This is a genomic window from Microbacterium sp. E-13 (genome assembly GCF_049912955.1).
Lineage (GTDB): Bacteria > Actinomycetota > Actinomycetes > Actinomycetales > Microbacteriaceae > Microbacterium.
The window spans coordinates 1416179-1428772 of sequence record NZ_CP183973.1 but is presented as its reverse complement, the minus strand read 5'-3'; the positions used below and the strand labels follow the sequence as shown (position 1 = coordinate 1428772).

The following is a 12594-nucleotide window of genomic DNA, read 5'->3' as shown; positions in this document are numbered from 1 at the left end:
TCAGCGGGTCTCCGGCCGGACGAGTCTCAGAAAGCGATAACGGATGCCGGAGCCCGACGTGTGCCAGCCCGCCTCGGGATCGGTCGCCTCGGTGTGCCACCCCGAGCGGTCGGGTGCCAGCGTGTCGCCGTCGACGGCGATGTCCAGCTCGGTGACCTCCAACAGGTCGGCGAGGCCGATGGCCTCCTCGAACAGCTGTCCGCCACCGATCACCCAGATGCGGTCGGGGACGTCTTCACCCGCCAGGGTGAGGCCGGCCTCGAGCGAGCCGGCACGCTCGGCCCCGGCATCCGCCCAGTCCTCCTGATGGGTGACGACGATGTTGCGCCGGCCGGGCAGCGGACGGAACCGTGCCGGGAACGACTCCCAGGTGCGGCGACCCATCACGACGGGCGCGCCCAGCGTGAGCGCCTTGAAGTGGGCCAGGTCCTCGGGAACGTGCCACGGCATGCCGCCGCCGGCGCCGATCACACCGCCGCGCGCCTCGGCCCAGATCAGACCCACGCCGGCCGGGCCGGTGGGTGCCGTCATACCGCGACGGCCCCGCGGATCGCGGGATGGTGCTGATAGTCCTCGAGGACGAAGTCCTCGTAGCGGTAGTCGAAGACCGAGTCCGGCCGGCGCGCGATCCGGAGCGTCGGATACGCATACGGCTCGCGGGTCAGCTGCTCGCGGACCTGCTCCAGATGGTTGTCGTAGATGTGGCAGTCGCCGCCGGTCCACACGAAGTCCCCCGGCTCGAGCCCCGCCTGCTGCGCCACCATGAGCGTGAGCAGCGCGTACGACGCGATGTTGAAAGGCACCCCGAGGAAGAGGTCGGCGCTGCGCTGATACAGCTGGCACGACAAGCGCCCGTCGGCGACGTAGAACTGGAACAGCGCGTGACACGGCGCGAGCGCCATGTCGGGGATGTCGGCCGGATTCCAGGCCGACACGATCAGCCGCCGCGAGTCGGGGTTGGCGCGGATCTGGTCGAGCACGAGCGAGATCTGGTCGATCTGCTCCCCCGACGGCGTCGGCCAGGAGCGCCATTGCACGCCGTAGACGGGTCCCAGCTCACCCTCGGCATCCGCCCACTCGTCCCAGATCGTCACGCCGTTCTCCTGCAGCCAGGCGACGTTCGAATCGCCTCGCAGGAACCACAGCAGCTCGTAGGCGATCGACTTGAAATGCACGCGCTTGGTCGTGATGAGCGGGAACCCCTGAGACAGGTCGAAGCGGATCTGACGCCCGAACGCACTGGTGGTGCCGGTCCCGGTGCGGTCGTCCTTGTGCGTGCCGTTCTCCAGCACGTCGCGCAGCAGGTCCTCGTACGGAGTGGGAATCGGCGTCGTCACGGCAGCCACGATACCCGCGCCCAGCGGCTCGGGACCCGGGCCGCGCCGTTCACGCGGTGGCCCGTCCCGTGTTACGCCGTCGGCGTCATATTGGCGAATGCCGTCTCCATTCAGCTGAAACGGGTTAGCCTGATGTGCTGTGAACCTCCTCGGCGCCCTCATCACCCTCGCCGCGCTCCTCGCGGCGACGGTGGCACTCGGCGTCTTCCTCAACTGGCGGCAATCCCGCGCGCGTCGCGACGTCGCGCACGAGGTGATCGAACCGCACCGGCTCGGCGCCGACGGCCTCGGCGAGGTCGCCACGCTCCTGCAGTTCAGCACGGAGCTGTGCGCCCGCTGCCCCGGAGTGCACCGCACGCTCGCGGGGATCGCCGACGATCGCGAAGGCGTCCGCCACCTCGATGTCGATCTCACGCACCGTCCCGACATCGCCCGGCATTTCCACGTGCTGCAGACGCCCACGACGCTCGTGCTCGATCGCCACGGCGTCGTGCAGACCCGCTTCGGCGGAATCCCGGGGCGCGAGGTGCTCGAGCTGGAGCTCAATCGGCTGACCGCGGAGGATGCCCATGTCTGAGAGAGCGCCTGCCACCGGACCCCGCGGCATCGATCCGCGCGGTCCCCGCTTCGTGGCCGGAATCACCGCCGTGCTCCTGCTGATCGACGTCTTCCTGGGTCTCACCGGCCTGTCGACGGCGTCCACCGCAGAGGGCTGGGCGATCACGTCGGCCAGCATCACCGAGCGGATCCTCGATCCCGCGTTCCTCCTCCTTCTCGTCGCCACGCTGCTGTTCCTCTGGGGCGTGCTCTCGCCGCGCACCGCCCCGTGGGGCGCGCTCTATCGCGCGCTGGTGGCCCCGCGCCTCTCGCCGCCGAAGGAGCTCGAAGACCCGCGTCCGCCGCGCTTCGCCCAGGGGGTCGGACTCTTCGTGGCCGCAATCGGCCTGCTCCTGCAGCTTGCCGGCGTGCCGTGGGCACTGACGATCGCCGCAGCCGCAGCCTTCGTCGCGGCCTTCCTCAACGCGGTGTTCGGCCTGTGCCTCGGCTGCCAGCTCTACCTCGTGCTGCAGCGCGCCGGCATCGTCGGCCGCGCTCGTCCCGTCTCGGCGTGAGGTTCGCCCCGCGTTCGCTTCCGCGGCAGCCTGACGTCGTCTGACGCCGAAGCCGCACGGGCCGTCGCGGCGCGGCATCCGTCGCGGTTAGGCTGACGCGAGACGCCCGCAGAAGCGGGCGCGCCGCGAGCGAGGAGCCTCACATGACCGTCACGAGCGAAGCAACCACCGTCTGGAAGGGCGGCCTGTTCGACGGCGCCGGTGAAACCACCTTCGTGTCATCGGGCCTCGGCACCTTCCCGGTCAACTGGAAGGCGCGCAGCGAAGGCTCGACGTCGGTCACGACCCCCGAGGAGCTCATCGCCGCAGCCCATGCCTCGTGCTTCAGCATGGCGTTCTCGCTCGCGCTGGCCGAGAACGGCACGCCGCCCGAGTCGATCGACACCACCGCGTCTGTCACGTTCAAGCCCGGCACCGGAATCACCGGCAGCCACCTCAACGTCAACGCGGTCGTGCCGGGCCTCGACCCCGAGGAGTTCGAGCGTCTCGCGCAGAGCGCCAAGGCCGGATGCCCGGTCTCGCAAGCCCTCGCGGGCGTCGAGATCACGCTCGAGGCGACGCTTGCCTGAAAGCCGCTCGGCGCGTGGCCCCGGCTCGCGTCCGGCGGCCGGCAGAGTCGTCGTCGCCGGCGCGTCGGGCCTCATCGGAGGTGCCCTGGTCGAGAGCCTGCGTGCCGACGGCGTCGAGGTGACGACCCTCGTGCGCAGACCTCCCGAGGCCGACCACGAAGTGGAATGGCTGACGACCGACGCTCCCCTCGATCCGGCAGTGCTCGACGGCGCCGACGCGGTGGTGGGCCTCAACGGCGCCAGCATCGGGCGCTTCCCCTGGACGCCGTCGTACAAGGCCGCGCTGCTGTGGTCGCGCATCACGCCGACCCGCGCGATCGCCCGCGCAGTTCGCGAACGGGGGACGGATGCTCCCCACTTCGTATCGGCCTCGGCCGTGGGCTACTACGGCTCCCAGCCGGGCGTCCGGCTCACCGAAGCGGCGCCGCGGGGCGAGTCGTTCCTCGCGGACCTGTGCGCCGAGTGGGAGTCGGCGGCGCACGGTGCCGGAGAGCAGGCCGCTGTGACGTTGCTGCGCACCGCTCCCGTCGTGCACGAGGACGGTGTGCTGAAGCCGCTGCTGGTACTCACCAAGCTGGGCGCATCCGGTCCCATCGGGCGGGGCACGCAGGCGTGGCCCTGGATCTCGCTCAACGACGAGGTGCGCGCCATCCGCCACGTCATCGACACCCGCCTGACCGGGCCGGTGAACCTCTCGGGGCCGACCCGGGCGACCGCAAACGACCTCGGGTTCGCCCTCGCCGTGCGCATGAACCGCCCCTTCCTGCTGCGGGCGCCGGTGTGGGGCATGAGGCTCGTGCTCGGCGCCGACGCCACCGAGGCGATCCTCACGTCGGATGCCCACGTGATCCCCGAGCGGCTCGAGGAGTCCGGGTTCGAGTTCCGGCACCCGACGGTCGAGGATGCCGTCGCCGCGGCCGTGCCCGCGGCGGCCTGATCTCGAACGCGGGCGGTGTCAGCCCGGCTGGTCCGACTTCTCGAGCCGGATCGCGGTGCGGACCGCCTCCCGTGCGCGGCGCCGGTCGCCGGCGGCGTCGTACGCGAGGCCCAAGCGGTACCACGCCCGCCAGTCGTCGGGATGCGCCTCGGCATCCGCCCGGTATTTCGGGAACACGGCATCCCCGTCCTCCCGCAGCACGCGGCCGCTGGGCCGTACCGCGACCTCGTCCTGCGGCAGACCGCCCTCGGCCTCCAGGCGTCGTCCGACCTGCTGTGCGCGCACGCCGAACCACAGCTCACGCCCCAGCGCCCACGCCGCGATGGCGGGAAGCACGACGAGAACGACTCCCATTGCGACCGCGATGCCGTCGCCGCTCGTGAGCAGCAGCCGCGCGCGCTGCCCGACGAGCACGATGTACAGCGCGAGCAGCGCCGCCATGACGGCGACTCCGATGCGCGCGCTCATGCGCCGGTCGTGCGCGCGACCTGACCGGGCACGCCCCCCTCGTCCACGGGGCTGGCGTCGGCAGGGGTGCTGCGACGGCCGATCCCGATGTCGATGAGGCTGTCGAGGCCGATGGTGACACCCGTCGCGTCACGCGCTGCTGCCAGGGCGAGACGGATGCCGGGACCGTAGGCCTTCGCCGGTTCCACCGTGTCGTGGACGACGGTGAGGGACTCACCCGCCCCGGACAGGATGACCTCCTGGCGGGCGACGACGCCCGGGCGGCGCAGCGAGTGGATGGGAACGCTGGCGACCTGCTGGCCGCGCGCACGCTGATCGACGTACGGCGACTCGACGGGGCCGACGCCCTCACGGGCGGACGCGATCAGCTCGGCCGTGCGGACGGCGGTTCCGCTCGGGGAGTCGATCTTCGTCTCGCGGTGGGCCTCGATGATCTCGATGGACGGGAAGAACGGCGCCGCGGCGGCCGCGAGAGCCGAGCCCAGCACCGAGCCGACGGAGAAGTTGGGGATGAACACGGCTCCCGTGCCCGCCGCCTCGACGAGCGGCCGCACGAGGGCGATGCGCTCGGCCGACCAGCCGGAGGTGCCGACGAGCACGTTGATGCCGCGCTCGATGGCGGCGCGCACGACGTCTATCGACACGGCGGGGGTCGACGCGTCAACCACGAGGTCGGCGCCCTCGAGCTCGGAAAGCTCGGACCGCGAGGACAGCACGGCCGCGAGCTCGAACCCGGGCTCCGCCTCGACGACGTCGCGGATGATGCCGCCGAGCTTTCCGGTACCGCCGACGATGGCCACGCGTGTCGTCATGGCTCCCATCCTAGGCGGGGCGCACGGGCAGGCCGGGCCGGGCGCACCGCCGGGCCAGGCGTCGACGCGGGCCCCCCGGGCGAAGCCGAGCACGCGGCTCGGCCGCCTACGCTGGAGGGGTGGTGACACTGCGCCCCTCCCCCGTCGACGCACCTGATGCGCACGAGCTCCTCGCCGAGTACTTCCGCGCCCGCACCGAGGGGTTCACGCTCCTCGACGTCGCGTACCGCACGACCTTTCCCGATCCCGCGGCATTCGAGCCGCCGGCCGGTGTCTTCGTGGTTCTTGACGACGACGAAGGCGCTGCGCAGGGCTGTGGCGGCATCCGTCTCATCCCGGACGGGCCGCTCGGCGTGCGGTACGAGCTCAAGCACCTCTATCTGCGGCCGGTGACGCGCGGCCGGGGCTGGGGGCGGCTGCTCGTCGAAGATCTGGAGCGCCGGGCCCGTGAGTTCGGTGCCGCCGAGCTCGTGCTCGACACGCACCACTCGCTCGAGGCCGCCGGCGCGCTCTACGCGCGCACCGGGTTCGTGCCGATCGAGCCCTACAACGACAACCCGAACGCCTCGCGCTGGTACGGCAAGGCGCTCTGACGCGCAAGCCCCGCCCTCAGACGGGGTAGACCTCGGGCAGACCCGTGCGCAGTTCGACCGGCAGGTGGGCCAGGTCGTTGTGCGAGAGAAGAGTCCACGGACGGCCCTGCTTCTGGGCGATCACGGACAGCCCGCAGTGCGCCTGGTTGAGCGTCATCCAGCGCCAGTCGGGGGCCTGCAGCACCTCGCGCACGAACCATGCGATCACGAAGTTGTGCGTGATCAGCAGCTCGTGCACCTCTCCGCGCTTGCGCACGAGGAACTCGCTGACCGCGTCCGACATCTGGGCGCGGCCGGCCTCCACCTCGGCTTCGGTCACCGATCCGAAGAAGGGCTCGAACGCGGCGGGGGTCTCGTCGGTCATCCCCGTCGGCACGCAGTCGAACAGGAGCGCCGACGGCTCCGGCGAGAGCGACGGCATCCGCTCGGCAACCGCCCGGGCGGTCTGGCTGGCCCGCTCGAGAGGAGAATGCCACACGGCGTCGAAGGGGACGCCCGAGAGCCGGTCGGCCAGGAAGGCGGCCTGACGGCGGCCGCGCGGCGACAGCGGTCCGTCGACGAGTCCGTGCTCGGCATCCTGGTGCTCGCCGTGCCGCACGAGGTAGATGTAGTGCGTCACGCAGCTCACTTCGCCATCGAGGTAGGGTCTGGGTCGCGTGCCGGTGGAGGCACGTCTTCCACACTACGACACGAGGCGGATGCCGCCCGAGCGGACGCCGCCTGACGCGCCGACGGCCCGCGCGACGACGGCCGCGAACTACACGGAGGCGCGGCCGATGTCGGCCAGCTGCGCCCGGCTGAGCCGGACGCCGACGCCCTGGACGAGCTCCTCGACGTGCTGCGGTGCGTAGGCATTGACGATCGGCGCGGTCACGAGCTTCTGCGCGAGCAGCCAGGCCACGGCGACGGCCGCATCGGGCACGCCCAGCTCTGCGCCGACCGCGTCGAGCGCGCGGAGCGTGCGGGTGCCGCGGCGGTTGATGTTCGCGGCGAGCTGCGCGCCGCGCACCGAGAGGGCACCGCGGATCTTCGAACGCTGGCGGCCGGCGAGGTACCCGTGCTCGAGCGCGTGCGACGGAGTGACGGCCATGCTCTGGGCCCCGGCGACGAGACGGAGGTCGGCGTCGAACTCGTGGCGGCGCAGCACGTTGAAGGGCACATCGAGCACCGTGATGCGCGGGTAGCCCGCCGAGGCGTAGATGCGCGCCTCGACCAGTTGCGCGGCGCTGTAGCCGATCGCGCCCAGCGCTCGCACCTTGCCCGTCTCGACCAGCCATTCCGCCGTGGCGAGCGTGTCTTCGAGCGACGCCTCCGGGTCGGTCGTCGCATCGAGGTACAGCACGTCGATGCGGTCGGTGCGAAGGCGGTTGAGGGACGCCTCGACCGCGCGAACGAGGTTGACGGGCCCGAGCCCCGGGTTGTCGGCGTGACCGCCGATGCGTACCGCGAGCACGATGTCGTCGCGCAGGCCGCGCGAGTGCAGCCACTGGCCGATGATGTGCTCGCTCCGGCCGCTGGAGTAGCTGTCGGAGGTGTGGACGGCATTGCCGCCCAGCTCCGCATAGGTGTCGAGGATCGCGTGGCTGGACTCCAGATCGACGTTCCACCCGAATTCAGCGGCGCCGAGGATCAGCGGGAAGACGACGCATCCGCTCTCGCCGAGCGGAACGCGAAGGTTGCTGCCGACCGAGGGGCCTTGGACCGGAATGGGTGCGGACGGGTGCGGGCCGCGCACGCGCTCGCCGTCGGGGGCCGCGGCGGAGGAGACGGCGGCACCCGGGCTCGTCGACGGAAGAGTCGAGTCGACGCCGAAGTACGCCATGTGCCACCCCCTCACGAGAACCCCGCTGGAGCTTCGTGATCACTGTCGCGCGCCCCCCGGCGCCTACTTCGAGGGTAGGCCAGTCCGGACAGCGGTCTGTGCTATGAGGCGAACTGCCGATAAACATTGCATAACGGTTTGATCACATACCGTCGATCCACCGCCGCCCCGGTCGGCTTCGCAGGCGACAGCCGGCGGCGCACGGCGACCGGACGACGGATGCCCGCCCCTCGGCGAGGGACGGGCATCCGCGATTCGGTGGGCGGCCGGCTGGTCCGGCACGCCCAGACCGGCTCAGCCTTCGGCCGGAGCCTCCGGGCCGGGGTTGGCCGCAGCGCGACCCTCCTGGTCGGCGGGCTCCTCGAGCACCGGCTCGAGCGAGAGCTTGCCGCGGTCGTCGATCTTCGTGATCTTCACGAGGAGCTTCTGACCGACCGAGAGCACGTCGTCGACGTTCTCCACGCGCTTGCCGCCGGCGAGCTTGCGCACCTCGCTGACGTGCAGCAGGCCGTCCTTGCCGGGCAGGAGCGAGATGAACGCGCCGAACGTCGCGATCTTGACGACCGTTCCCAGGAACTGCTCGCCGACCTCCGGGTTGGTGGGGTTGGCGATGGCGTTCACCTGGGCACGGGCGGCCTCGGCCGACGGACCATCGGTCGCGCCGATGTAGACGGTGCCGTCCTCCTCGATGGAGATGTCGGCGCCGGTCTCGTCCTGGATCGCGTTGATCGTCTTGCCCTTCGGGCCGATCAGCTCGCCGATCTTGTCGACCGGGATCTGCACGCTGATCACGCGCGGGGCGGTCGGCGCCATCTCGTCCGGCGAGTCGATCGCGGCGTTGAGCACGTTCAGGATCGTGAGACGAGCCTCCTTCGCCTGCGTCAGCGCGGCAGCGAGCACCGACGACGGGATGCCGTCGAGCTTCGTGTCGAGCTGGATCGCCGTGACGAACTCGCTCGTGCCGGCGACCTTGAAGTCCATGTCGCCGAGGGCGTCCTCCGCGCCGAGGATGTCGGTCAGCGCGGCATAACGCGTCTGGCCGTCGACCTCATCGGAGACGAGGCCCATCGCGATGCCGGCGACGGGAGCGCGCAGCGGCACACCGGCGTTCAGCAGCGAGAGCGTGGACGCGCAGACCGAGCCCATCGACGTCGAGCCGTTGGAGCCGAGCGCCTCGGAGACCTGACGGATGGCGTACGGGAACTCTTCGCGGCTGGGCAGCACCGGCACGAGCGCGCGCTCGGCCAGGAAGCCGTGGCCGATCTCACGACGCTTCGGGCTTCCCACACGACCCGTCTCACCCGTCGAGTAGGGCGGGAAATTGTAGTGGTGCATGTAGCGCTTGTGCGTGACAGGCGACAGCGAGTCGATCTGCTGCTCCATCTTGAGCATGTTCAGCGTCGTGACGCCCAGGATCTGGGTTTCGCCGCGCTGGAAGATCGCCGAGCCGTGCACGCGCGGGATGACCTGCACCTCGGCGTCGAGCGGACGGATGTCGGCCAGGCCGCGGCCGTCGATGCGGACGCCCTCACTGAGGATGCGGCCGCGCACGATCTTCTTCGTGACCGACTTGTAGGCGGCCGAGAACTCGATCGTGGCGACGGCGGGCAGCTCGCCCGCCTCCACAGCGGCGACCAGCTCGCCCTTGACGCGGTCCTTGACGGCTTCGTCGGCGTTCTGGCGCTCCTGCTTGTCGGCGATCTGGTAGATGCCGACCAGCTCGTCGTACGCACGGCCGGCGACGAAGTCGTACGTCTGCTGCGAGTAGGGCAGGAAGACCGGGTACGGCTGGATCTCCTTGGCAGCGGTGTTCGCGACCACGTTCTGCGCCGCGACCAGCTCCTTGAGGAACGGCTTGGCCGCCTCGAGGCCCTGCGCCACGATCTCTTCGCTCGGCTTCGTCGCGCCGCCCTTGATGAGGTTCCAGGAGTGCTCGGTGGCCTCGGCCTCGACCATCATGATCGCGACCTCGCCGTCCTCGAGCACGCGACCGGCGACGACGAGGTCGAACACGGCCTCCTCGAGAACCTTGGTGTTCGGGAACGCGACCCACTGGTCGGCGTGGTCGCCGTGACCGGGGACGAGCGCGAGGCGAACGCCGGCGATCGGTCCCGAGAACGGAAGCCCCGAGATCTGGGTCGACAGCGATGCCGCATTGATGGCGAGAGCGTCGTAGAACTCGCCCGGCGCGATCGAGAGCACCGTGACGACGATCTGCACCTCGTTGCGGAGGCCGTCGACGAACGACGGGCGCAGCGGGCGGTCGATGAGACGGCAGACGAGGATCGCCTCCGTCGAGGGGCGGCCCTCGCGACGGAAGAACGAGCCGGGGATCTTGCCCGCCGCGTACGAGCGCTCTTCGACGTCGACGGTCAGCGGGAAGAAGTCGAAGCCCTCCCGAGGCGACTTGCCGGCGCTGGTCGCCGACAGGAGCATCGTCTCCTCGTCGAGGTACGCGGCGACGGCACCCTGTGCCTGCTGCGCGAGTCGCCCGGTCTCGAACCGGACGGTACGGGTGCCGAAGCGGCCGTTGTCGAGAACGGCTTCAGCGGCGGTGATTTCAGGACCTTCCAAGAGGTCTCTCCTTCTTTGTTTAGGCTCGCACGCGCGTTTCGCGCACGAGCTTGTGCGAAGGAGCAGGAACAGGCAGATCTCGGCGCGCGGGAGTGCCGCGGTCCTCGCCAGCGCTGGTCACCAGTAGAAGATCACCCGACGTCGTCCGGCGGGGAATCCACCACAGGGGACCAGCTTCCTGCCGGCCTGCTCCGTGTAGCTCATATGGAATTGAGCGGCTGCCAGACGGCAACCCGCACAAGCCTACCAGCCGGCGCCATGATGGCCCCACTCTGGCGGGCGTCGGACGCCGCACCTAGGGTGGGGGGATGAGCACCGACGAGAAGCCGGCGTCTGCGGCATCCGATGAGATGAAGCGCAAGTTCAAGGAAGCACTCGACAAGAAGAACGCGAACCACCGCGCGGGCGAGTCCCACATGGACGGCGATTCGTCGATCCACGGCACGCACGGCGCGGTCACGAAGCGCGAGTTCCGTCGTAAGAGCGGATAGGAGCACGTCATGGTCTTCGACCCGACGTTCCATGAGATCTCGAACGAGGCTGCGGAACTCCCCGACCTCGACGGGTCCGTCGACGCGCCGCCCCTCGAGAGCGGCGTGGAGGAGGACGACCTTCCGCCGTACGGCGAGGAGTGAGAGCAACGGCGAGGCCGATATGAGCGACTTCCGGGAACGCATCCCCGACGACGAGCGGGACGTGCCCGTCGACGACAGCGCGGACTTCGAGCTGCCGCCACCGACGATCGACCCTCTCGAGGCCGTCGAAGAGGACGTGGACGAGCTCGAGCTCGAGGAGCGCGAGGCGGCCATCGAGTCCGGCGAGATCGGACCGGGCGACTGAGCCGACACACGCATGCAGATGGGTGCGGGGACTCCCCCGCACCCATCTGATCGGTATCAGCGCGAGAGCAGTGCCTCGCGCTCGCGTGCGCGGCGCTCCTTCTCCGCCGCCTCGGCGACGGCGGCCTCTTCGAGGCCCTGCACGCCGACCGCGTCGGCCGAGCTCGACATCCCATCGTGGTCGTCGCCCGACAAGGTCGTCTCGTCGAAGGGGAGCTCTCCGGCGAGCACGCGGCGTGCCCGGGCGGCGTCGAACTGCTTCGTCCAGGTGCCGATGAGCACGGTGGCGACCGCGTTGCCGGTGAAGTTGGTCAGCGCGCGACCCTCCGACATGAACCGGTCGATGCCGACGATCACCCCCACGCCGTTGACGAGATCGGGCCGGTACGCCTGCAGGCCGCCCGCCAGCGTCGCCAGACCCGCACCGGTGACGCCCGCTGCACCCTTGGAGGCGATGATCATGAACACCAGGAGGCCGATCTGCTGACCGATCGACATGGGGGCTCCCATGCCGCTCGCGATGAACAACGACGCCATCGTCAGGTAGATCGCGGTGCCGTCGAGGTTGAACGAGTAGCCGGTAGGCACCGTGATGCCGACGACCGGCTTCGACACCCCGAGGTGCTCGAGCTTGGCGATGAGTCGCGGCAGCGCCGACTCCGACGACGACGTGCCGACGATCAGGAGGTACTCGCGTGCGAGGTACTTGACGAGGCTGAAGATGTTCACCCGCGTGACGGCGTAGAGGAGCGTGCCGAGCACGCCGATGATGAACACGACGCAGGTGATGTAGAACGCGACCATGAGCGTGCCGAGGGCCCAGATGGCGGCGATGCCCGTGTTGCCGACGACCGCGGCGATGGCGCCGAACGCACCGATCGGGGCGAGCCACAGGATCATGCCGAGGATGCGGAAGACCAGCGCCTGCAGGTGCTTGACCGCACTCATGATCGGTGCGCCCCGGTCGCCCATCTGCTGCAGTGCGAAGCCGACGAGCAGTGCGATGAACAGCACCTGGAGCACGCTCTCGCCCGTGAACGCCGAGAAGAAGGTCGTCGGGATGATGCCGAGGATGAACTCCTGCGTCGTCTTCGCCTCCGCGGTCGCCTCGTAGGTGGAGTTGGCCATGTTGAGGCCCTCACCCGGGTGCAGCAGGTTGCCGACGACGAGACCGATCGCGAGGGCGAAGGTGGACATCACCATGAAGTACAGCAGCGCGAGCCCGCCGATCTTGCCGACCGTCGCCGCCTTCGCGATGGAGCCGACGCCGACCACTATCGTGCAGAAGATGATCGGCGCGATCATCATCTTGATGAGGGCGACGAAGCCTTCTCCCAGGGGCTTGAGCGCGACGCCGGCCTCCGGCCAGACGAGTCCGACGATGGCGCCGAGCACCACCGCGACGATCACTGAGAGGTAGAGCCAGGTGTGTTTGTCCCACGCCCGCTTGCCGCGCCTCCAGTTGAAGCCGGGGAGCGTGAACGATGTGGTACGGGTCGAGAGAGCCATCTTTGCCTCCTGCGGGATCGAA

Annotated in this window: 16 protein-coding genes; 8 read left to right on the top strand and 8 right to left on the bottom strand. The window is 70.0% G+C overall.

The window, feature by feature from the left end; genetic code table 11:
• Both ACN9MP_RS06430 and ACN9MP_RS06425 read right to left on the bottom strand, forming a co-directional pair.
• Positions 1 to 531 (bottom strand): dihydrofolate reductase, encoded by a 531-nt coding sequence (locus ACN9MP_RS06430; RefSeq protein WP_426324705.1) that lies wholly within the window; start codon positions 529 to 531, stop codon positions 1 to 3.
• Entirely contained in the window at positions 528 to 1337 is an 810-nt protein-coding gene (locus tag ACN9MP_RS06425; protein ID WP_426324703.1) for a thymidylate synthase, read from the bottom strand. The genes ACN9MP_RS06430 and ACN9MP_RS06425 overlap by 4 nt, the downstream gene beginning before the upstream one ends.
• A gap of 139 nt (positions 1338 to 1476) precedes the next feature.
• Here ACN9MP_RS06425 and ACN9MP_RS06420 point away from each other — a divergent pair, with 139 nt between their 5' ends.
• The 4 genes from ACN9MP_RS06420 to ACN9MP_RS06405 all read left to right on the top strand — a co-directional run bounded on the left by ACN9MP_RS06420 (position 1477) and on the right by ACN9MP_RS06405 (position 3955).
• Positions 1477 to 1914, top strand: a complete 438-nt coding sequence (locus tag ACN9MP_RS06420) for a TlpA family protein disulfide reductase (protein ID WP_426324701.1) — start codon at positions 1477 to 1479, stop codon at positions 1912 to 1914.
• A complete protein-coding gene (locus ACN9MP_RS06415) occupies positions 1907 to 2449 on the top strand; it encodes a DUF4395 domain-containing protein (RefSeq protein ID WP_426324699.1) in 543 nt (180 codons plus the stop codon). The genes ACN9MP_RS06420 and ACN9MP_RS06415 overlap by 8 nt, the downstream gene beginning before the upstream one ends.
• Positions 2450 to 2592: 143 nt before the next feature.
• On the top strand, positions 2593 to 3018 hold the full coding sequence (locus ACN9MP_RS06410; RefSeq protein WP_426324697.1) for an OsmC family protein: 426 nt from the start codon (positions 2593 to 2595) through the stop codon (positions 3016 to 3018).
• Positions 3011 to 3955: a TIGR01777 family oxidoreductase gene (locus ACN9MP_RS06405; protein WP_426324695.1), complete on the top strand. Its 945-nt coding sequence runs from the start codon at positions 3011 to 3013 to the stop codon at positions 3953 to 3955. Before ACN9MP_RS06410 ends, ACN9MP_RS06405 begins: the two co-directional genes overlap by 8 nt.
• Positions 3956 to 3973: 18 nt before the next feature.
• On the opposite strand, the gene ACN9MP_RS06400 is transcribed toward ACN9MP_RS06405, so the two are convergent.
• On the bottom strand, positions 3974 to 4423 hold the full coding sequence (locus ACN9MP_RS06400) for a tetratricopeptide repeat protein (RefSeq protein ID WP_426324693.1): 450 nt from the start codon (positions 4421 to 4423) through the stop codon (positions 3974 to 3976).
• Positions 4420 to 5235: a 4-hydroxy-tetrahydrodipicolinate reductase gene (dapB, locus tag ACN9MP_RS06395; RefSeq protein WP_426324691.1), complete on the bottom strand. Its 816-nt coding sequence runs from the start codon at positions 5233 to 5235 to the stop codon at positions 4420 to 4422. Before dapB ends, ACN9MP_RS06400 begins: the two co-directional genes overlap by 4 nt.
• Before the next feature lie 119 nt (positions 5236 to 5354).
• Here dapB and ACN9MP_RS06390 point away from each other — a divergent pair, with 119 nt between their 5' ends.
• Positions 5355 to 5828: a GNAT family N-acetyltransferase gene (locus ACN9MP_RS06390; RefSeq protein ID WP_426324689.1), complete on the top strand. Its 474-nt coding sequence runs from the start codon at positions 5355 to 5357 to the stop codon at positions 5826 to 5828.
• Positions 5829 to 5844: 16 nt separating this feature from the next.
• On the opposite strand, the gene ACN9MP_RS06385 is transcribed toward ACN9MP_RS06390, so the two are convergent.
• The 3 genes from ACN9MP_RS06385 to ACN9MP_RS06375 all read right to left on the bottom strand — a co-directional run bounded on the left by ACN9MP_RS06385 (position 5845) and on the right by ACN9MP_RS06375 (position 10224).
• Positions 5845 to 6447, bottom strand: coding sequence for a histidine phosphatase family protein (locus ACN9MP_RS06385; protein WP_426324687.1), 603 nt, complete (start codon positions 6445 to 6447; stop codon positions 5845 to 5847).
• Positions 6448 to 6585: 138 nt separating this feature from the next.
• Complete coding sequence (locus ACN9MP_RS06380) at positions 6586 to 7650, bottom strand: aldo/keto reductase (protein WP_426324685.1); 1065 nt, start codon at positions 7648 to 7650, stop codon at positions 6586 to 6588.
• Positions 7651 to 7944: 294 nt separating this feature from the next.
• On the bottom strand, positions 7945 to 10224 hold the full coding sequence (locus ACN9MP_RS06375) for a polyribonucleotide nucleotidyltransferase (protein ID WP_426324683.1): 2280 nt from the start codon (positions 10222 to 10224) through the stop codon (positions 7945 to 7947).
• Between the two features lie 308 nt (positions 10225 to 10532).
• On the opposite strand from ACN9MP_RS06375, the gene ACN9MP_RS06370 reads away from it, so the two are divergent.
• From ACN9MP_RS06370 to ACN9MP_RS06360, 3 genes are read left to right on the top strand one after another with little or no spacing between them, the layout of a single operon-like run.
• Positions 10533 to 10715, top strand: a complete 183-nt coding sequence (locus ACN9MP_RS06370; RefSeq protein ID WP_426324681.1) for a DUF5302 domain-containing protein — start codon at positions 10533 to 10535, stop codon at positions 10713 to 10715.
• A gap of 9 nt (positions 10716 to 10724) precedes the next feature.
• Entirely contained in the window at positions 10725 to 10859 is a 135-nt protein-coding gene (locus tag ACN9MP_RS06365; RefSeq protein ID WP_426324679.1) for a hypothetical protein, read from the top strand.
• A 19-nt stretch (positions 10860 to 10878) separates the two neighbouring features.
• Entirely contained in the window at positions 10879 to 11064 is a 186-nt protein-coding gene (locus tag ACN9MP_RS06360) for a hypothetical protein (RefSeq protein ID WP_426324677.1), read from the top strand.
• 56 nt (positions 11065 to 11120) lie between these two features.
• Here the strand turns inward: ACN9MP_RS06360 and ACN9MP_RS06355 are convergent, their stop codons facing one another.
• A complete protein-coding gene (locus ACN9MP_RS06355; protein WP_426324675.1) occupies positions 11121 to 12572 on the bottom strand; it encodes a cation:dicarboxylate symporter family transporter in 1452 nt (483 codons plus the stop codon).
• Between the last annotated feature and the right edge of the window lie 22 nt (positions 12573 to 12594).

Coding starts and splice junctions, on each gene's coding strand:
- ACN9MP_RS06430 (WP_426324705.1), bottom strand. CDS start 531: ATGACGGCACCCACCGGCCCGGCCGGCGTGGGTCTGATCTGGGCCGAG.
- ACN9MP_RS06415 (WP_426324699.1), top strand. CDS start 1,907: ATGTCTGAGAGAGCGCCTGCCACCGGACCCCGCGGCATCGATCCGCGC.
- ACN9MP_RS06410 (WP_426324697.1), top strand. CDS start 2,593: ATGACCGTCACGAGCGAAGCAACCACCGTCTGGAAGGGCGGCCTGTTC.
- ACN9MP_RS06400 (WP_426324693.1), bottom strand. CDS start 4,423: ATGAGCGCGCGCATCGGAGTCGCCGTCATGGCGGCGCTGCTCGCGCTG.
- dapB (WP_426324691.1), bottom strand. CDS start 5,235: ATGACGACACGCGTGGCCATCGTCGGCGGTACCGGAAAGCTCGGCGGC.
- ACN9MP_RS06380 (WP_426324685.1), bottom strand. CDS start 7,650: ATGGCGTACTTCGGCGTCGACTCGACTCTTCCGTCGACGAGCCCGGGT.
- ACN9MP_RS06370 (WP_426324681.1), top strand. CDS start 10,533: ATGAGCACCGACGAGAAGCCGGCGTCTGCGGCATCCGATGAGATGAAG.
- ACN9MP_RS06365 (WP_426324679.1), top strand. CDS start 10,725: ATGGTCTTCGACCCGACGTTCCATGAGATCTCGAACGAGGCTGCGGAA.
- ACN9MP_RS06360 (WP_426324677.1), top strand. CDS start 10,879: ATGAGCGACTTCCGGGAACGCATCCCCGACGACGAGCGGGACGTGCCC.
- ACN9MP_RS06355 (WP_426324675.1), bottom strand. CDS start 12,572: ATGGCTCTCTCGACCCGTACCACATCGTTCACGCTCCCCGGCTTCAAC.